At 72.3% G+C, this 19,508-nt stretch carries 16 protein-coding genes; 8 read left to right on the top strand and 8 right to left on the bottom strand.

Features of this window, described 5'->3' with window-relative positions:
- Both HF995_RS04640 and HF995_RS04635 read right to left on the bottom strand, forming a co-directional pair.
- Complete coding sequence (locus HF995_RS04640) at positions 1–267, bottom strand: DUF7218 family protein (RefSeq protein WP_168446591.1); 267 nt, start codon at positions 265–267, stop codon at positions 1–3.
- 6 nt (positions 268–273) lie between these two features.
- Entirely contained in the window at positions 274–822 is a 549-nt protein-coding gene (locus tag HF995_RS04635; RefSeq protein WP_168446590.1) for a type 1 glutamine amidotransferase domain-containing protein, read from the bottom strand.
- A 295-nt stretch (positions 823–1,117) separates the two neighbouring features.
- Here HF995_RS04635 and HF995_RS04630 point away from each other — a divergent pair, with 295 nt between their 5' ends.
- A complete protein-coding gene (locus HF995_RS04630; protein ID WP_168446589.1) occupies positions 1,118–2,761 on the top strand; it encodes a methyl-accepting chemotaxis protein in 1,644 nt (547 codons plus the stop codon).
- A 104-nt stretch (positions 2,762–2,865) separates the two neighbouring features.
- A complete protein-coding gene (locus HF995_RS04625; RefSeq protein ID WP_168446588.1) occupies positions 2,866–4,461 on the top strand; it encodes an aspartate:alanine exchanger family transporter in 1,596 nt (531 codons plus the stop codon).
- A 20-nt stretch (positions 4,462–4,481) separates the two neighbouring features.
- On the opposite strand, the gene pnuC is transcribed toward HF995_RS04625, so the two are convergent.
- The gene (gene pnuC, locus HF995_RS04620) at positions 4,482–5,174 is read right to left on the bottom strand and encodes a nicotinamide riboside transporter PnuC (RefSeq protein ID WP_168446587.1); all 693 of its coding nucleotides are present in this window, start codon (positions 5,172–5,174) and stop codon (positions 4,482–4,484) included.
- 62 nt (positions 5,175–5,236) lie between these two features.
- Here pnuC and HF995_RS04615 point away from each other — a divergent pair, with 62 nt between their 5' ends.
- From HF995_RS04615 to HF995_RS04595, 5 genes are read left to right on the top strand one after another with little or no spacing between them, the layout of a single operon-like run.
- Complete coding sequence (locus tag HF995_RS04615; protein WP_168446586.1) at positions 5,237–6,304, top strand: threonine aldolase family protein; 1,068 nt, start codon at positions 5,237–5,239, stop codon at positions 6,302–6,304.
- A gap of 57 nt (positions 6,305–6,361) precedes the next feature.
- Positions 6,362–7,036 carry a TetR/AcrR family transcriptional regulator gene (locus HF995_RS04610; protein ID WP_168446585.1) on the top strand — a complete coding sequence of 225 codons (675 nt, stop codon included), beginning with the start codon at positions 6,362–6,364 and terminating at the stop codon, positions 7,034–7,036.
- Between the two features lie 47 nt (positions 7,037–7,083).
- The gene (locus HF995_RS04605; protein WP_168446584.1) at positions 7,084–10,131 is read left to right on the top strand and encodes an efflux RND transporter permease subunit; all 3,048 of its coding nucleotides are present in this window, start codon (positions 7,084–7,086) and stop codon (positions 10,129–10,131) included.
- Positions 10,132–10,176: 45 nt separating this feature from the next.
- Complete coding sequence (locus HF995_RS04600) at positions 10,177–11,241, top strand: YihY/virulence factor BrkB family protein (RefSeq protein WP_168446583.1); 1,065 nt, start codon at positions 10,177–10,179, stop codon at positions 11,239–11,241.
- 42 nt (positions 11,242–11,283) lie between these two features.
- The gene (locus tag HF995_RS04595; RefSeq protein ID WP_168446582.1) at positions 11,284–11,850 is read left to right on the top strand and encodes a CDP-alcohol phosphatidyltransferase family protein; all 567 of its coding nucleotides are present in this window, start codon (positions 11,284–11,286) and stop codon (positions 11,848–11,850) included.
- Between the two features lie 98 nt (positions 11,851–11,948).
- On the opposite strand, the gene HF995_RS04590 is transcribed toward HF995_RS04595, so the two are convergent.
- Entirely contained in the window at positions 11,949–12,152 is a 204-nt protein-coding gene (locus HF995_RS04590; RefSeq protein WP_168446581.1) for a cold-shock protein, read from the bottom strand.
- 240 nt (positions 12,153–12,392) lie between these two features.
- Positions 12,393–14,495: a thioredoxin domain-containing protein gene (locus tag HF995_RS04585; RefSeq protein ID WP_350308729.1), complete on the bottom strand. Its 2,103-nt coding sequence runs from the start codon at positions 14,493–14,495 to the stop codon at positions 12,393–12,395.
- Between the two features lie 196 nt (positions 14,496–14,691).
- Between HF995_RS04585 and HF995_RS04580 the strand changes: the two genes are divergently transcribed.
- Complete coding sequence (locus tag HF995_RS04580; RefSeq protein ID WP_168446579.1) at positions 14,692–15,489, top strand: nuclease-related domain-containing protein; 798 nt, start codon at positions 14,692–14,694, stop codon at positions 15,487–15,489.
- Positions 15,490–15,508: 19 nt separating this feature from the next.
- On the opposite strand, the gene HF995_RS04575 is transcribed toward HF995_RS04580, so the two are convergent.
- From HF995_RS04575 to HF995_RS04565, 3 genes are read right to left on the bottom strand one after another with little or no spacing between them, the layout of a single operon-like run.
- A complete protein-coding gene (locus HF995_RS04575; protein ID WP_168446578.1) occupies positions 15,509–16,102 on the bottom strand; it encodes a TetR/AcrR family transcriptional regulator in 594 nt (197 codons plus the stop codon).
- 52 nt (positions 16,103–16,154) lie between these two features.
- Positions 16,155–18,686 carry a YhgE/Pip domain-containing protein gene (locus HF995_RS04570; RefSeq protein ID WP_168446577.1) on the bottom strand — a complete coding sequence of 844 codons (2,532 nt, stop codon included), beginning with the start codon at positions 18,684–18,686 and terminating at the stop codon, positions 16,155–16,157.
- Between the two features lie 23 nt (positions 18,687–18,709).
- Entirely contained in the window at positions 18,710–19,477 is a 768-nt protein-coding gene (locus HF995_RS04565) for an ATP-binding cassette domain-containing protein (RefSeq protein WP_168446576.1), read from the bottom strand.
- Positions 19,478–19,508 lie beyond the last annotated feature (31 nt).

Below are 19,508 nucleotides of genomic sequence, written 5' to 3'. Positions count from 1 at the left end.
TCAGTGGTGGCGCAGCAGGTCGACGAGCTCAGCCTTGCGCAGCGACGAGTACCCGCTCAGGCCCAGCTCCTTGGCGCGAGCGCGCAGCTCGCGGACCGTGCGGTCCTCGTAGCTCTCCGCGTCGCCGCCCCTCTGACCGACCGCGGAGCGGCCCCGGGCGGCCGCTGCGTTGGAGATGCGCGCCGCCTTCTCCTTCGAGGCGCCATCCTCGCGGAGGGCCTCGTACATCTCCGGGTCCTTGAGCGACCGGTTGCGCGACCTGGGCATGTCAGCTCAGACCGTCTGTCCCGTGTGCCGCCCCTCGCCGATCTCCTCGACGACCTTCGCGTTGAAGGCCGGGAGGTCGTCGGGCGTGCGGCTCGAGACGAGGCCCTGGTCGACCACGACCTCCTCGTCGACCCACGCAGCGCCGGCGTTGACGAGGTCCGTGCGCAGGCTCGGGTACGAGGTGATCGTGCGTCCGCCGAGGACGTCCGCGTCCGCCAGGATCCAGGCGCCGTGACAGATGACGCCGACGGGCTTGCCGTCCGCGAAGAATTGCCGCACGAACGTCACGGCCTTCTCGTCGGTGCGGATCGTGTCGGCGTTGACAACGCCGCCCGGCAGGACGAGCGCGTCGTACGACGCCGGGTCCGCGTCTGACGTGGTGACGTCGACGGAGGCTTCGTGCCCGTTCTTGCCGGTGATCGTGCCGCCCTCCGTCGAGACGAGCTCGGCGACCGCACCATGCTCGGTGACCGCCTCCCACGGGCTCGTCAGCTCGGAGTCCTCGAAGCCGTCCACGGCGACGAAAGCGACCTTCTTGCCGGTGAGGTGTGACATGTGGCGCTCCTCTCGGTACGTGCGCCCACCGGTTGGGTGGGCGTCTCGACCATCGTGTGCACGGTCTCGCCGTCGCGCACGCCGAGGTTCCCGACACGGCCTTGTCGAGCCGTGCGCGGGACGCCCGCGCGCGGCTGCGCGCAGGGTGTCCGAAATGGGCGACCGCGTAACACGATCGTTGCATTCTGAGCGCTCAACAGTCCCTCGCCCCGACCGATGCGGGTCGCAGGGTGTTTTCCCGACATCACACCCCGCCGTCGGCAGGACGCCGAGGTCGACAGACAAGGGAGCCATGATGAGCGCAGCACCGTCCGTCCCGCCCACCGCTGCGGACGAGGGCGAGCTGCGCCCGGCGCGACGCCGCGGCCTGGCCCGTTCCATCGCCGCGCGCCTGCGCCTCCTCGCGGGCATCGGCGTCGTCGGGGTGCTCCTCATCGGCGCCCTCGCGATCGTCCTCATGACGCGGCTCGCTGCCGGCACGGACGAGGTCGCCACGTCGAACGCGCAGATCGCCCGGCCGCTCAACCTCCTGCACCAGAACCAGATCAAGGGCCGCATGATCGTCGCCCAGATCGCCGCGTCGGGGACGCCCGAGGCGAAGCAGGAGTGGCTCGCGAGCCTCGACGAGAACGACGCCGAGATCGAGGCGTCGATCGCTACCCTCGACGCCAGCCTCGGCGGGCTCTCCGAGGGCTGGGCGGGCTTCGTCGAGAACTACAAGACGTACGTCGACGTCCGCGACATGCGGATGATCCCCATCGCGATGGAAGGCACGGCCGAGGAGTACACGCTCTTCTACACCAAGACCCTCCAGCCGCTGATCTCCGGCTACGTCGCAGGCCTCGACACGGTCGCCGAGGAGATCGACGCTCACGTCGCCAACGTCGCGGACCACGCCCAGGGCTCCGCGAAGCAGTCCACGAACATCACGATCGTGGTCATCCTCGTGGTCGCGGGCGCCCTCTTGGCCCTCGCCCTGCGCGTCGTGCGGTCGGTGCGCGGCTCGATCGCGGGCCTGCGCGCGGCGATCGCCGCGATGGCCGACGGCGACCTCACGGTCGCTGCGGACGAGAGCACCCGCGACGAGCTCGGCGAGACGGCGTCGCTGCTCAACGTCGCGCGGGGCTCGCTCGCCGAGATCCTCGCAGGCGTCGGTGAGACGACCGTGACCGTCGCCTCCGCCGTCGAGGAGCTGGGTGCGTCGGGCGAGCAGGTCGCCGCAGGCGCCCAGGAGTCGTCGGCGCAGGCCGGTGTCGTCGCCGCGGCGGCGGAGCAGGTGAGCCGGAACGTGCAGGCTGCCGCGGCTGGTGCCGAGCAGATGGGCGCATCCATCCGGGAGATCGCGCAGAACGCCTCGGAGGCCGCGCGGGTCGCCGCGCGGGCGACGGACGTCGCCGAGACCACGAGCGCGACCGTGGCACGGCTGGGGGAGTCGAGCCAGGAGATCAGCGCCGTCGTGCGGGCGATCACGTCGATCGCCGAGCAGACGAACCTCCTCGCGCTCAACGCGACCATCGAGGCTGCGCGTGCTGGGGAGGCCGGGAAGGGCTTCGCGGTCGTCGCGGGAGAGGTCAAGGAGCTCGCCCAGGAGACGGCGCGCGCGACCGAGGACATCGCGCGGCGCGTCGAGGCCATCCAGACCGACACGGACGGAGCGATCGGTGCGATCAGCGAGATCACGTCGATCGTGTCCTCGATCAACGACTTCCAGCTGACGATCGCGTCCGCGGTCGAGGAGCAGACGGCCACGACGAACGAGATGAGCCGGTCCGTCGTGGAGGCCGCGACAGGGTCCGCGGAGATCGCGCAGAACATCACGAGCGTCGCGACGGCGTCCGAGCAGTCGAGCATCACCGTGTCGCACATGACGAGCGCGACGACGGAGCTCGCCCGCATGGCGAGCGAGCTGCGCGACAAGGTGATGCAGTTCCGCTACTGAACTGGGCTTTGACCAGGCCTTGAAGGGGCCTTGGGTCCCATGTGGAACGACCCTGGCCTGGTGTGAGGTGGAGTCGGGTCCGTCCGCTCAGGGTGAGGTGTCGCATGTCTGCTGTGCTGGAGCTGCTCGCGGAGCATCCCGTGCTCCTGCTGTTCCTCGTCGTGGGGCTGGGCGCCGCCGTCGGCCACGTCACGGTCAAGGGGATCGGTCTCGGCGCTGCCGCCGTGCTCTTCCTCGCGCTCGTGTTCGGCGGGCTCGGCTCGGCGCACGACGTCGAGCTCGTCGTCCCGCCCGCGTTCGGCACGCTCGGCCTGACCCTGTTCACCTTCACGGTCGGCGTGGTCTCGGGCGCCGAGTTCTTCGCGTCCCTGCGCAAGAGCCTGCGGCTCATCGCGTCGATGATGGGCGTGCTGTGCGCGGGCGCGCTCGTCGCCGTCGGCCTCGGCGCGGTGCTCGACCTGTCACCCGCGACGGTCGCGGGGACGTTCGCCGGCGCCGTGACCAACACCCCGGCCCTCGCGGCAGCGCGCGACGCCGCAGGGGACCAGACGGCCCCGACCGTCGGCTATGCCGTCGCGTACGTGTTCGGCGTCGTCGGCATGCTCGTCGTCGCGATGCTCGTCCTGCGCGGGCGCAGCTCCGACACCGACTCGCCGCCGCCGCTCGTCGAGCGCGCGGTGCGCGTCGAGACCGCGACGGGCCAGTCGCTGCGCGAGCTCACCGACCTGTTCGGCGGCCAGATCTCCTTCGCGCGCCTGCGCAGCGGCTCGGAGGAGGCGCCGCCGCGCGCTGCCGGGACCGAGGACGTCCTGGTCAAGGACGACGTCGTCACGGTCGTCGGGCCGGAGAGCCTCGTCAACAAGATCACGACGATGCTCGGCCACACGTCGTCGCACCACCTCGCCCGCGACACGCGCTACCTCGCGATGCGCCGTGTCACCGTCTCCAACCCGCGCGTCGCGGGTCGCACGCTGCGCGAGCTCGACCTGCAGCACCAGTACGAGGCGAGCGTGACGCGCCTGCGCCGTGGCGACGTCGACGCCGTCGCGCACGAGGACCAGGTGATCCAGCTCGGCGACCGCATCCGCGTGATCGCGCCGCGCGGCGTCATGGACAAGGTCACGAACCTGTTCGGCGACTCGTCGCGCGGCTTCTCCGACATCAACCCTGTCGCGCTCGGCGTCGGGATGTCCCTCGGTGTGCTGCTCGGCCTCGTCGTCCTGCCGATCCCCGGCCAGCACGTCACGATCGGTGCCGCCGCGGGCACCCTCGTCGTCGGGCTGGTGCTCGGTCGGATCGGCCGGATCGGCCCGGTCGTCACGACGATGCCGTTCACCGCGGCGCAGACGTTGTCCGAGCTGGGTCTGCTCGTGTTCCTCGCGCAGGCTGGTCTCGTCGCGGGCGGGCAGATCGCGCCCGCGTTCGCGTCGGGCGAGTGGATCCGCATCGCTGCGCTCGGCGCGGCCGTGACGACTGTCGTCGCGCTCGGGCTGTGGGTCGTGATGCGCCGACTCTTCAAGGTGGGTGGGACGTCGCTGTCCGGCATGCTCGCCGGGACGCAGACGCAGCCTGCGGTGCTGGCGTTCGCGAACCACCGCACGGGCTTCGACTCGCGCGTCGCGCTCGGCTACGCGCTCGTCTACCCCGCCGCGATGATCACGAAGATCGTCCTGGGCGGGCTGCTCGGCTCGCTCGCGTAGCCGGGGCTCGTGGGCTGCGGCTATGCCGCAGGCACGGTGCGCGAGGCGCGCCACCAGACGAAGAAGCCGGCGAGCGTGAACGCGCCGTAGAAGACGTACATCGACGCGGTCGCCCAGTACCCGGCGGACAGCAGGAGCGGCACACCCACGAGGTCGACCGCGACCCACACGAGCCAGAACTCGACCCACCCGCGGGCCATGCCGTAGGTCGCCAGGACGGAGCCGACGAAGATCCATGCGTCGGCCCATACGGGCTCGTACGAGCCGAGGCTCCGGAAGATCGGCGTGAGGACGAGCGTGCCGGCGACGGCGGCGACGACGAGGAGGGCGCGCTGGCGTCCGCCCGCCCACGTCGGGACGATCTGCCCGTCCGACGTCGCGTCGACGGTCGCGTGCGACGCGGCGGCCGTCCGGGCGGCCGTGCGCGCTGCCCGCCAGGTCGTCCAGCCGTACACGGACACGATGACGAACATGACCTGGCGCCCGGCCTGGCCGAGCAGGTTCGTCGCGTCGGGGGTGCCGAACACGGCGCCGAGGAAGACGGTGAACAGCAGGACGTTGCCGACGATGCCGACGGGCCATGCCCACACGCGGCGGCGCATGCCGCCGAGGGCCGAGGCGAGGCCGAAGAGGTTGCCGACGACCTCGCGCCACAGCACGACCTGGTCGCCGACGGTGAACGTGGCGTCGAACAGCCACGAGAAGAAGCTCACGCGTGCGCTCCAGTCGCGTCGGGGGGTCTCAGGATAGATCTGCGCGGTGCTTGACTGGTGCGATGACGATCAGCTTCGGCTCTGACAACCACGCCGGGATCCACCCTGAGGTGCTCGCCGCGATCGCGGAGGCGAACGTCGGCCGGGCGCCCGCGTACGGCGACGACCCGTGGACGGCCCGCCTCGAGGAGGTCCTGCGTGGGCACCTGGGTGAGCGCGCCCGCGCGTTCCCCGTGCTCACGGGCACGGGCGCAAACGTCCTGGGACTGTCGGCCGCGGTCCCGCGCTGGGGTGGGGTCGTGTGCGCGCGTACGGCGCACGTCGTGGGTGACGAGGGCGGCGCTCCTGAGAAGGTCGCGGGGCTCAAGCTCCTCCCGGTCGACGCGCCGGAGGGGCGGCTGACCCCTGAGCTGGTCGCGCCGATGCTCGCGGGGCGTGACGACGTGCACCGTGCGGAGCCGGCGGTCGTCTCGATCACGCAGGCCACCGAGCTCGGGACGCTCTACGCGCCTGCGCAGGTCGCGGAGCTCGCGGAGCAGGCGCACGCCCACGGGCTTCTGCTGCACGTCGACGGTGCGCGGATCGCGAACGCGGCCGCGGCGCTCGACCTGCCGCTGCGTGCGCTGACGACCGACGTCGGGGTGGACCTGCTCTCCCTGGGCGGCACGAAGAACGGGGCGCTCGCGGCGGAGACGGTCGTGGTCCTCGATGCGACGTCGCCGCGCGGCGCTGAGGTCGCCGAGGGGGTGCGGCGGCTGCGGATGAGCGGGATGCAGCTCGCGAGCAAGTCGCGCTTCGTCGCGGCGCAGCTCCTCGCCCTGTTCGACGGCGACCTGTGGTTGCGCAACGCGCGTGCGGCGAACGCGATGGCGGCACGGCTGCGGGCGGGGATCGACGAGCGTGTCGCGGCCGGGCTGCTCCCGGGCGTGGTGCCGGTGTACCCGAGCGAGGTCAACGGAGTGTTCGTCGAGCTGCCTGCAGGGGTCGCGGCGGAGCTGCGGTCGGGTTTCGTGTTCTACGACTGGCCGGGGGAACCGGGCGTGGTGCGGTTGATGTGCGGGTTCGACGCGGTCGAGGACGATGTCGACGCTCTCCTCGGTGCTCTCGAGGCAGCTGCCGCGGCCGGCTGACCCGTTGCCCGATGGGCAACGTTGCCTGACGGGCAACCAACAACATATGCTCGCGCGGTGCCCACCCCCACCATGAGCGGCCTGCGCGAGGCGAAGAAGCGCGCAACCGCACGAGAGCTCGCCATCGCCGCGTACACGCTCGTGCGCGAGCGCGGCTACGACGCGGTGACGATCGACGACATCGCCGCTGACGCCGGATACTCGCGGCGCACGTTCGCCAACCACTACGCAGGCAAGCCCGAGGCCGTCGTCGACGGCTTCCTCGCGCACGCCGCCGTCCTCACCGACCTCGACGAGACGCACGTCCCCACCTCGTTCGACGACGTCATCGACGCCTCCGAGGCCTACGTCCTCGGCATCATCAACGGCCCCGTGCTCGACGACGTCCGGGCGCTCGCGATCGTCGCGCACGAGCACCGCGTCCTCGAGTCGACGGCGCACGCCCGCATGCAGGCGTACCGCGCCGCGCTCGCGCAGGACGCGCTCGGAGAACGCTTCGGCAGCGTGCGGGTCCACCTGTTCGTGGGGGCGGTCATCGGGCTGCTCTCCGGCGCGCTGCACGTCGTCGTCGCCGACGGCGTCGAGAACCTCGGCTGCCTCGGTCCGGGCGCCGACCCTGCACCCGTCCCGCCCGCGGTGACGCCCGAGCTCCGGGCGCAGCTCAGCGAGCTCGTCGCGGAAGCGTTCACCCACCTGCGCCACGGCTTCTCCGAACGCCGCAGCTATTCCTGACCAGTCACACCGACCGCAGCCGACACCCACCAGAGAAACAGGCTCCCGTGCACAAGCTCTCACTCTTCAGCCTCAAGAACCGGGCGCTCATCGCGCTCGTCACGGTGGTCGTCGCCGTGTTCGGCGGTCTTGCGTTCACCTCGCTCAAGCAGGAGCTCATCCCCTCGATCGAGGTGCCCCAGCTCGCGGTCCTCACCGCGCACCCGGGTGCGTCGGTCGAGGTCGTCGCGTCCGACGTCACCGCGCCCGTCGAGAAGGCGCTCCAGACCGTGCCGGGCCTCCTCGGCACGACGTCGACGTCGTCGACCGGCATGTCCGTCGTCCTCGCCGAGTTCGAGTTCGGCACGGAGACGGCCAAGGTCGAGCAGAAGATGACCCAGGCCCTCGGCCGGATCAGCTCGTTCCTCCCCGAGAACGTCGACCCGAGCGTGCTCGCGATCAGCCTCGACGACTTCCCGGTCATCCAGGTCGCCGTGTCCGCCGACGACACGGAGGCGCTCGCCGGGCGTCTCGTAGACGTCGTCGTCCCTGAGCTCGAACGGCTCGACGGCGTCGCGGCCGCGAGCATCATCGGCGCCCCCGGGCCTCGCATCGCGGTGACGCCGCGGTTCGAGGACATGGCTGCCTACAACGTCTCGGCGCAGCAGGTCGCGACCGTCCTCGCGCAGAACGGCGTGCTCGTGCCCGCCGGCACGATCGACGAGGGCGGCTCGACGATGGCCGTCCAGGTCGGGCAGCGGCTGTCCTCGGTCGAGGACGTCGCCGAGCTCCCGCTCGGCCCTGCGACCCTCGCCGACGTCGCCGACGTCGAGATGACGACGGACCCGACGTCGTCCTACTCGCTCGTCGACGGCAAGGAAGCGCTCACGCTCTCGGTGACGAAGCTGCCCGACGCCAACACGGTCGAGGTCTCGCACGCCGTCCGTGACGCGCTCCCGGGGCTCGAGGAGATGGTCGCGGGCGCGACGTTCTCGGTCCTCGTCGACCAGGCGCCGTTCATCGAGGAGTCCATCAACAGCCTCGCGACAGAGGGCCTCCTCGGCCTCGTCATGGCCGTCATCGTCATCCTCGCGTTCCTGCGCTCCGGCCGCGCGACCCTCGTGACGGCCGTGTCGATCCCCGTGTCGCTGCTCGTCGCGTTCGTCGGCATGCAGGCCGCGGGCTACACCCTCAACATCCTGTCGCTCGGTGGCCTGACGATCGCGATCGGCCGCATCGTCGACGACTCGATCGTCGTCATCGAGAACGTCGAGCGGCACATGCGCTACGGCAAGACCAGACGCGCGACGATCGTCGACGCGGTGCGCGAGGTCGCCGGCGCGATCACCGCGTCGACCGTGACGACCGTCGCGGTGTTCCTGCCGATCGCGCTCGTCGGCGGCATGGCGGGCGTGCTGTTCCGGCCGTTCGCGTTCACGGTCGCGATCGCGATGGGCGCCTCGCTGCTCGTCGCGCTGACGATCGTGCCCGTCCTCGCGTACTGGTTCCTCAGGTGGAAGGGCCACGGCACGAGCGAGACCGAGCCCGCCGCGACCGACGACCTGAGCGACACCGCTGAGGCCCCTGGACTGATCCAGCGCAGCTACGGGCGCCTCCTGACGTGGGTGCTGTCGCACCGGTGGATCACGGTCGGCATCGCGGTCCTCGTGCTCGTCGGCACGGGCGCGGTCACGCCGCTGCTCAAGACGAGCTTCCTCGGTGACATGTCGCAGAACTCGCTCGGCATCACGCAGGCAGTCGCGCCGGGCACCGCTCTCGACGACCAGCTCGACGAGGCGCGCAAGGTCGACGAGGCGCTGCGCGCGGTCGACGGCGTCGAGCTCGTCGCTGCGACGATCGGCTCGACCGAGAGCTCTGCGCTCCTCTCCGGCGGTACCGAGTCCATCTCGTGGTCGCTGACGACCGACGCCGACGGCGACCAGGCCAAGATCCAGGAGGACGTGCGCGCGGCGATCACGGCGATCGTCCCCGAGGAGGACGTGACGATCTCGCAGTTCGCGGGCATGGGCATGAGCTCCGACGTCGAGATCGCCGTCAAGGGCGCCGACCCGAAGGACGTCGCGAAGGCGACCGAGACGATCGCCGAGGCGATGCGCCCCCTCGACGAGGTCGAGCAGGTCGCGACGTCGCTCACGACCGCCCGCCCGACCGTGTCGGTCGTGCTCGACCGTGCGCTGCTCGCCCAGCTCCAGCTGAGCGAGGCGCAGGTCGCGCAGGCCGTCGCCGGCATGATCACGCCGCAGCAGATCGGCGCCGTGACGATCGACGGCTCGTCCGTGAGCGTCTACCTCACGCCCCAGGACCCGCCGGCGTCCGTCGACGCGATCCGCGCGCTCGCCGTCGAGCCGGGTGGGCTCACGGTCGGTGACGTCGCCGAGGTCACCGTCGAGGACGGCCCCGTCGCGATCACGACGTCCAACGGCGTGCGCAACCAGCTCGTCACCGTCACGCCCCTCACCGACGACCTGGGACAGACCGCGACCGTCGTCGGCGACGCGCTCGACAAGGTCGAGCTGCCCGACGGCGTGACCGCGGAGATCGGCGGCGTCACGGCCGAGCAGAACGAGGCGTTCTCGCAGCTCGGGCTCGCGATGCTCGTCGCGATCCTCATCGTGTACGTCGTCATGGTCGCGACGTTCCGGTCGCTCCTGCACCCGTTCCTGCTGCTCGTGTCGATCCCGTTCGCGGCGACCGGTGCCGTCCTGCTCCAGGTCGCGACGGGCATCGCCCTCGGCGTCCCGTCGCTCATCGGCGTGCTGATGCTCATCGGCATCGTCGTGACGAACGCGATCGTGCTGATCGACCTCGTCAAGCAGTACCGCGACCGCGGCGTGCCGATGACGGAGGCGCTGCACCGCGGCGCCGTCCACCGTGTGCAGCCCATCCTCATGACGGCGTTCGCGACGATCCTCGCGCTCGCACCCATGGCGATCGGCATCACGGGGCACGGCGGGTTCATCTCGCAGCCGCTCGCGATCGTCGTGATCGGTGGACTGTTCTCGTCGACGCTCATGACGCTGCTCGTGCTCCCGGCGCTCTACCACCTTGTCGAGTCGATCGGCTCGCGCGGCGCGACGCGCGTCCAGGAGGTCTGACTCTCTCGGCGTGCGGGGCCTCGGACGCCCGGTGATGATCGTGGGATGACACCGAGCAGCGCCGGGGCCTCGCCGGCCGACGACACCCGGGCCACCCGTACGCACCGCACGGAGCAGGAGGGCGCAGACGTGTCGCGCCGCACGACAGTGCGGTACGCCGTCGTGCGGGCCGTCCGCGAGTTCATGACGGACCAGTGCACCGACCTCGCGGCGGCGCTCGTCTACTACTCGGTGCTCGCGATCGTGCCGGCGATCGTCGCGCTCGTGTCGATCCTCGGCGTCCTCGCCAACCCGCAGTCCGTGCTCGACGACCTGTTCGGCGTGATCGAGGACCTCGGCTCGGCCGAGGCGGTCGAGACGCTGCGCCCGGTGCTCGAGGAGGTCGCGACGTCGTCCGCCGCCGGATGGGGGCTCGTCCTCGGTCTCGTGACGGCCCTGTGGTCCGCGTCCGCCTACGTGACGGCGTTCTCGCGCGCCGCGAACCGCGTGTACGGCGTCGAGGAGGGGCGCCCCGTCTGGAAGCTCCGCCCCACGATGTACGGCGTGACCCTCGCCCTGCTCGTCATGGTCGCGCTCATCGCGGTGACGCTGGTCGCATCGGGCGACGTCGTGCGGGCCGTCGGCGGTGTCGTCGGCGAGGCGGACACGCTCGCGACCGTCTGGTCCGTCCTGCGCTGGCCCGTCGTCGCCGCCCTCGCGGTCCTCGTCGTGGCGCTGCTCTACCTCGCGACGCCGAACGTGCGCCACGAGAAGCGCCGCTGGCTGTCGCCCGGCGCAGCGACCGCGATCCTCGCCTGGGTCCTCGCGACCGGAGCGTTCAGCCTCTACGTCTCGAAGTTCTCGAGCTATGACGCGACCTACGGGGCGCTCGCAGGCTTCGTCGTCTTCATGCTCGCCCTGTGGATCGGCAACCTGGCCCTCCTGTTCGGCATCGAGCTCGACGTCGAGCTGCGTCGCGCGCGACAGCTGCGGCTCGGCCTGCCCGCCGAGCGGGACGTCATCGTGCGGCTCCGCGACACCCGCGCGATCCAGAAGCGTGCCGAGAAGGAGCGCGAGCTCGAGGCCGAGGCTGCCGAGATCGCGCAGGAGCCCGCGCCGTCCGACCCCTGAGGGTCCGCCTCGGCGCCTGGCTGCGGGGCATAGGCTTGGCCCGTGACCATCCCCAACATCATCACGATCGTCCGGCTGGTCGTGCTGACTCCCCTGTTCGTGGTGCTCGCGGCGCAGGGACGGGTCACGGCCGCAGTCGTGACCCTCGTCGTCCTCGGCATCACCGACTGGGCCGACGGCTTCATCGCGAGGCGCTGGGACCAGGTGTCCGAGCTGGGCAAGACGCTCGACCCGCTCGCGGACCGGCTCGGGATGGGCGCCGTCATCATCACGCTCGCCGTCACGGGCAGCGCGCCCTGGTGGATGCTCGCCCTCGTCGTCGTGCCCGACGTCGTGCTCGCCTGCGGGATGCTGTTCCTGCTCGTGACCAAGCGCTTCCCGCTGCCCGAGCTCGAGGTGAACTTCCTCGGCAAGGCGCGCACGGCGCTGCTCATGGTCGGCCTGCCGCTGCTGCTGCTCGCGTCCTCCGACCAGGGTGGGCCGCTGTGGACGGTCGCGTACCTGATCAGCGCCGCCGGCTGCCTCGGTCACACGGCTGCCGCGGTGTCGTACGCGTGGCAGGCGTGGCACCTCGTGTACCGCCCGCAGGTCGCGCCCGCCGCCGACTGAGCGCCGTCCGGTCACGACGAAAGCCCCGCTCACGACAAACGCCCCCGGTCCGAGGACCGGGGGCGTTCGTGCGTTCCGTCAGACGACGGCCCGTGGGATCACAGCGGGCGGATGTTCTCCGCCTGCGGGCCCTTCGGGCCCTGCGTGACGTCGAACTCGACCTTCTGGTTCTCGTCCAGCGAGCGGTAGCCGCTCGACTGGATCGCCGAGTAGTGGGCGAACACGTCAGCGCTGCCGTCCTCGGGGGCGATGAAGCCGAAGCCCTTCTCAGCGTTGAACCACTTCACGGTACCAACAGTCATTCCAATACTCCTTCAGAGTGCTCGGACGGCCCCGCCCTTCGGGGCCCTTCCGTCGCGGTGTTTCGGCGTCCACTCCTGAGGATCAAGATCGCAATGGAATGACCATTGCAGTGAAGACGAGCGAGGCACAGCAACTACCTCGGCATACTAGAGCCAAGATCACCCTTTGCGCGAGATGTTCTCGGCAGTTTTACCGTGCTGTGATCCGAGCCCTCACCCCCGCGCCCGCGACAGCTCGCCTCACTCGCCAGCGAGGTGCGCAGCCAGGCTCGCCGCCGACGTGAGCGGCAGGGAGCACATCGAGCCTCGACACACGTAGGCGGTCGGCTGGCCCCCGATCGCGGTGCGTCCCGCGAGCACGGGCACCGGCCCGTCCGGGTTGCCGACGACGATGACGAGCCCCGGCGCGTGCGCGGCCCACGCAGCCATGGCGAGCGGCCCGGAGGCAAGCTCGCGCGGGTCGCCGTCCCCCACGATCACGACCTCGCGCGGACCGTCGAGGAGCGCCTCCGCGACCGCGAGCCCCCAGCCGGCGAAGCGTGGTGCCCCGATCGCGAGCGCGCGGTAGGGCGCGAGCGTCAGGTCCGCCGCGACGCGGTACCCGAGGTCGCCCGTCATCGCGCCCAGCCGCACGAGCGCACCGGCGAGCGCGGACCGCCCCGACGGGCTCGCGTTGTCGCTCGGGTCGCCGGCCCGTACGAACAGCGGCGGTCCGTCGACCTCGGCGGCCGAGTCGTACACGCGACCGCCGTCGACGAACAGGTCGAGCGCGGACTCGACGAGCGATCGCGCCGTCGTGAACCAGCGGGCGTCGCCGGTCGCCGCGAACAGCGTGAGCAGGCTGTCGGCGAGCAGCGCATAGTCCTCGAGGGTCCCGTCCGCGTCGGCGAGCCGGTCGCCGAGGGACGCGCGGCGCAGCCGCCCGTCGCGCACGTGGTGCGTGACGACGTGGTCCGCGACCGCCTCGGCGACCTCGACGAGGTGGGGCGCGTCGAGGATGCGACCCGCTTCCGCGAACGAGCTGATCGCGAGACCGTTCCACGCCGTGACGATCTTCTCGTCGCGTCCTGGCGGCGTGCGCTGCGCCCGCGCGGCCCGCAGCACCGGCCTGAGCCGGGCCCAGCGAGCGCCGCGGTCGGCGTCGACGAGCTCGGGCTCCTCGCCGGGCGGGGGAGCCGCCGTGAACGCGTCGGGGTGCAGGCGCAGCACGGACGCGCCCTCCTCGAACGTGCCCGCCGCCGTGACGCCGCACGTGCGGGCGACCCATGCGGCGTCGTCGGGGTCGGGGGTGCCGGCAAGCGCCTCCGCGATCTCGTCAGGGGTCCAGACGTAGAAGCGCCCCTCGACACCGTCCGTGTCGGCGTCGAGCGACGCGGCGAAACCACCGCTCGCGAGCATCTCCCGTGTCATGAACCCCGCTGTCTCGAGGGCTACCCGGCGCGCCCACACGTCGCCCGTCGCACGCCACAGCCGCGCGTAGACCCCGACGAGCTGGGCGTTGTCGTAGAGCATCTTCTCGAAGTGCGGCACGGTCCACGTCGCGTCGACGGAGTACCGGGCGAAGCCCCCGCCGAGCTGGTCGTAGAGCCCGCCCGACGCCATGGCTGCCGCGGTCGCGCGGGCCGTCGCGAGCGCCAACGGGTCGCCCGTGCGCGCGTGGTGGCGGAGAAGGTGCTCGAGGGTCATCGACGGCGGGAACTTCGGTGCGTCCCCGAAGCCGCCGTTCTGCTCGTCGCGGTCCGCGAGAAGCACGGCCACGGAGCCGGCGAGCTCCTGGGCCGACGGCGCGACCGACCCGCCGTCGAACCCGACCGGCGTCGCGTACGCGCCGCCCTCCTGCTCGGCCCCGGCCCGCAGGTACGCGACGAGCGAGGCCGCCTGCCGCTCGACGTCGTCCCGGCGTTCCTGCCACGACTCCGTGACCGCGGCGAGAACCTGCCGGAACGAGGGGACACCCCGTACCGGGACGGGCGGGAAGTACGTCCCCGCGTGGAAGGGCGCGCCATCGGGGGTGAGGAACACGGTCATGGGCCAGCCGCCCTGGCGGGTGATCGCGACGAGCGCAGCCATGTGCACCGCGTCGACGTCAGGCCGTTCCTCGCGGTCGACCTTGATGCAGACGAAGCCGTCGTTCATCTGCGCGGCGGTCGCGTCGTCCTCGAACGACTCGTGCGCCATGACGTGGCACCAGTGGCACGCCGCGTAGCCGACCGACAGCAGCACGGGGACGTCGCGGCGGCGTGCCTCGGCGAACGCCTCGTCGGACCACTCCCACCAGTCCACAGGGTTGTCCGCGTGCTGGCGCAGGTAGGGGGAGAGCGCGGACACGAGACGGTTGGGCACAGCAGCCTCCCTTGCTGGTCGTCCCTCCATTCTTGCCCGGGACGTGCGCTCGTGCCGAGGGAGTCCGCCGGCGCGGGAGCGGGCGGGCGTCCCGAACGCTCGCCCGACCGCGTGCACGTCGACGTCGGGCGTGACCTCGCGGAAGTCCTCGCGCTAACGGCTCATCTTCCGACGGTGACCGGCCGATCTAGAGGACATGACGGATATCAACAGCGCGTCCGGTCTGGTGGGGACGCACACGCCTGCGGCCCACCGCAACCGCGTGCTGGGCCGTCACAGCTGGACCGTGCTGCGTGACCTGCGCCGTCCCGACGACCTCGGCGGTCGTATCGACCGGATCTTCGTGGGCCCGGGCGGCATCGTCGTCGTCGAGAGCGCCCGCTGGCTGGGCGAGGTCGCTGTCGAGCGTGGCGCGCTCCGCCTCGACGGAGCAGTCAAGGACGAGGCGGTCGAGCACGCTGGCATGACCGCAGCCCACATCTCCGCGCTCCTCCCGGCGGACCTGCGCACGTCGGTGCGCGCCGTCGTCTCGCTCGCCTACCAGGGCCTCGCTCCGACGGCTGTCGGCCCCGCCGACGTCATCGGTGAGGTCGGTCTCGAGAAGTGGGTGCTGAGCCTGCCCGCGCGGCTCGACGCGCAGCGCGCGGACGAGGCCGCGTGCCTCCTGCTCGAGCTGCTCGTCGCGCGCACCCCGGACGTGTCGACGTCCTCCGCGCTGGAGGCGCCGCGCCGCACCCGCTCCCTCAAGGAGCCGACCGAGCTGCACCTGCAGATGACGACGATCACCCCGCCGTCGACGGGTCAGGTCCCCGTCGTCCCGACGTTCGTCACGCCCGCCTCGCCGCGCAGCGACCTCGGTGCTCCTGCGCCGGTCGTCGAGCGGGCCGCACCGTCGCGTGCCCGCCGCGCCTCGGGCGTGTGGCCCGCGGTCTGGTTCGGGGCCGCGCTCGTCGCGTTCCTCAACATCGACACGCTCGGCCGCCTGTTCGGCTGACGCGCCCCGCGCGGGAGGCCTAGAGCCCCGCGGTGAGGCGCAGCACGCTCGCGCGCACGTCCTCGACGGGACGTCCCGGCTGGAACAGCAACCACTCCAGGCCTGCGACGAGCACGGCACCGAACGTCGCCGCCCCGACGAGGGACGTGTCCTCGTCGGGCGAGATCTCGCTGATCACCTCGGCGAACGTCGCGATCGTCACCGAGCGCAGCGCGCCGATGGTCTCCTGCCACACGCGTTCGACGCGGAACACCTCCGCGGCCATGAGCTTCGCGAAGTCCGGGTTGGCCTGCATGGCCGTGAGCAGCGCCCCGACCACCGCAGCGAGAGCCTCCCGCCCGCGCAGGTCGCCGCGCGCCGCGCTGATGGTCGCCTGGAGGCGCTCGCCGCCCTCGGTGAGGGCAGCCTCGAGGATGTCCGACTTGGAGCCGAAGTTGTAGTAGACGCTGCCCTTGGCGACGCCAGCGGCGAGCGCGATGTCGTCGACCGAGGTCGCGGAGAACCCGCGCTCGGCGACGAGCCGCACGGCGGCCTCGATCACCTGAGCGCGGGTCCCGCGGCGTCGGGCGGCGTGGCCGTCGGCCCTCGGGGCGGGGGTCGCTGCGTCGTTCATGCGTCCGATCCTCCCAGAGAGCCGACGGCGTGCCGAGCCCGTCATGCGTGCGTCACAGCGCGATCGCAGGGTGCAGCCGGTCGAGCGTCCACGTGCGCATCCGGCCCGCACGCCACGCGGTGACCGCGAGCGACCCGAGCAGCACGCCGACGAGCACGAGCGTGCTCGCGACGAGGCGGCCGTCGGCCCCGCCCGTGATGACCTGGCGCAGGCCCTGGACCGCGTAGGACATGGGCAGCCACGGGTGGATCGCCTGGAAGAACGACGCGGTCGTCTGCACGGGGTACGTCCCGCCCGAGCCGGCGAGCTGCAGCATGAGCAGCGCGAGGATGAGCACCTTGCCCGCCGCCGGCCCTGCGAGGGCGAGGAGCGCCTGCTGCAGCGCGAAGAACGTCGCGGCGACGAGCACGGTGAACGCGATCGTCCCGGGGACGTTCGCGAGGTCCATGCCGAGGCCCAGCGCGACGACGGAGAGCATCACTCCTGCCTGCGCGGCACCGATGAGCAGGCCGGGCAGGTAGCCCGCGATCGCGATGCGCCACCCGGAGACGGGCGCTGCGAGCGCCCGCGGGGGCACCGGGCGCAGGACGAGCCACGTGATGAGCGCGCCGACGAACAGGGCGAGCGACAGGAAGAAGGGCGCGAAGCCCTCCCCGAAGCCCTCGGCCTGCGCGAGGTCGGTGTCGGCGACCGTGACGGGCGCGGCGACGACGGCCGCGCGCTCGGCGCGGAGGGTCGCGTCGTCGTCGGGGATCTTCTCGGCGCCACCGGCGAGGCCGTCGGCGAGCTGACCCGAGCCGTCGTGCAGCTGGGTGGTGCCGTCGGCGAGCTGGTCCGCGCCGTCGGCCAGTCGTGCTGTGCCGTTCGCGAGCGTGCCGGCGCCGGTCGCGGCCGTGCGTGCGCCGTCGAGGAGCTTGCCTGCGCCCGACGCGAGGTCGGCTGTGCCGTTCGCGAGCGTGTGCGTGCCGCCGCTCAGCGTCGCAGCGCCCTGGGAGAGCGTCCCGGCGCCGTCCGCGGCGCTCTGGAGGCCCTTCGAGAGGGTGCCCGAGCCCTTGCTGAGCGTCGTCGAGGACGTCGCGAGCTGCGTCGCGCCCTTGTCGACGGTGGCCGCGCCCGCCGCGAGCGAGGTGGCTCCCGCGGAGAGCTTCGAGGTGCCGTCGGCGAGCGCGTCAGCACCCTTCTCGAGGGTGCCGAGCCCTGTGCTGAGCGACGTGGCGCCCGCGGCGAGGCGGTCGACGCCGTCGCGCAGGGTCGGGGTGCCGGAGCCGGGGTGGAGCTGCGCGTCGATCGCGGCGGCCCCCTCGGCGGCTGCCTCGAGACGCCCGACGAGGGCTGTGCCGTCGATCGCCGAGAGCTTCGTGAGAGCCGCCTTGTTCGCGGCGACGAGGCCCTGGACCTGCGGGTCGGTCGCACCCGGGTCGCTCGCCTCGAGGACCGCGGTGTTCTTCGTCAGGAGGGTCGCGACGTCGGTGAGCTGCTGGGGGAGGCTGCCGACCGTGCCGGCGGACGCGGCGAGCCCGCTCGCGAGGGTGTGTGCGCCGTCGGCCAGGCGAGCGGTGCCCGCCTGGAGGTCCTTGGCGCCCGTGGCGAGCGCGCCAGCGCCGTCGGCGGCGGACGCGGCGCCCGTCGCGAGATCCTGGGCGCCGCTGTGAGCGCTGCCGAGCCCGGTGGCGAGGGTGCTCGCGCCGGTCGCGAGCGCACCCGTCCCGTCGGCGAGCTTGCTGGCACCTGCGGAGAGCTTCCCTGCGCCGTCGGCGAGCGTGGTCCCGCCCTGGGCGAGGGTGGTGGTCCCGGCCGCGAGGTCGGTGGCACCGCTCGCGAGGGTGGCTGCACCCGCGTCGAGCTTCTGGGCGCCCGCGTCGAGCCGGGTCGCGCCCTGGTGCGCGGAGCCGACGCCGGTCGCGAGCGTGCGCAGACCGTCGGCGAGCGAGGCGGAGCCGTCAGCCGCGGACCCGGCTCCGTCGGCGAGGGTCGAGGCGCCGTCTGCGAGCTTGCCGGACGCCTCGGTGAGCGTCATCGCGCCGTCGGACGCGGTCGCGAACCCGTCACGGGCGGAACCGAGGCCGACGAGGACCTTGTCGACGGCCTGCGCGCCGATCTCTTCGCGGACGGCGGACTCGACCTGGACCATCGCGGAGCGGCCGAGGGTCGTCGCGAGGAACGAGTTGGCGTCGTTGTAGGTGACGTCGATGCGCGCCTGGGCGGGGGCGTCCCCACCGGCGCTGACGATCGTCTCGGAGAAGTCGGCGGGGATCGTCACGGCGAAGTAGTAGTCGCCGTCGGCGACGCCCGCGAGGGCGTCGGCGCGCGACGTCCGGCGCCAGTCGAGGTCGCCCGACTCGACGAGCTTGTCGGCGACCTGGGTGCCGGCGTCGACCGCTTCGCCGTCGCGCTGCGCGGCGACGTCCTCGTTGACGAGGGCGACGGGCAGGTGGTCCATGTTGCCGGTCGGGTCCCAGAACGCCCAGAGGTACAGGGCGCCGTAGAGCAGGGGGATGAGGATGAGGGCGCCGACGGCGACCTTGGGGAGCGTGCCGCGGCGGAACCGGCGGAGCTCGCTCCCTGTCGTTGCTGCAGAGATCATGGGGGTTCTTCCTGGGGCGAGGTTCAGGCGTCGAGCTGCGGGCCGGTGGTCAGGCGCACGACGTGGGGTGACTTCTGCCAGGTCATGGCCTGCACCTCCCCTGCCGACGCGACGGAGGCGATGACGGTGACGCCCGTGGCGGCGAGGCCGGTGAGGCTGTCCCAGACGAGCTGGCGACGGGCGGCGTCGTGCACCTGGTCGAGGTCGTCGACGACGAGGAGGCGGGGCTTCGCGAGCATGGCGACGGTGATGCGCAGGAGCATCGCGTCGACCTCGTCGAGGTCCCAGACGACGGTGTCGAGGGCGGGCAGGGGGCGTCCGCCGAAGACGCCGGTCGCGGCGTCGCGGTAGGTCTGCGCGGTGAGGCGGGGGGCGCGGCGGTACCAGGGGGTCAGCCAGGTGAGGCGCTCGCGGAGGGTGTCGGCGACGGTGACGGACTCGTCGAGCCGGTCGATCGCGTCGAAGCCGGCGACGGCGCTGAGCTGCTGGACGGCGCGGCGGCCGCGGGGGAGCTCGTGCCCGAGGACGGTGAGCTGGCGGGTGTCGCGGTCGGGGTTCATGCGGCCGGCGAGGGTGAGCAGGAGGCTCGAGCGGCCGGATCCCTGGGGGCCCTGGAGAACGACGAGGTCGCCTTCGCGGACGTGGAGGGAGACGGGGCCGTAGACGGTTCCGCGGGCCGACGTGAGCGTGAGGTCCTTGGCCTGCACGACGGCGCGTCGTGGGGCGGGCTGCGTGAGCGGGGCAGGGAGGTCCTCGGCCTCGGTGCGGCTCGCGGGAGAGGTGGGGTTCATGGTCCTGTTCCTGAGCGTGGCGGCAGCCTTT

Source organism: Sanguibacter hominis ATCC BAA-789 (assembly GCF_012396185.1).
Lineage (GTDB): Bacteria > Actinomycetota > Actinomycetes > Actinomycetales > Cellulomonadaceae > Flavimobilis > Flavimobilis hominis.
This window is presented reverse-complemented; position numbering and strand designations above follow the sequence as displayed.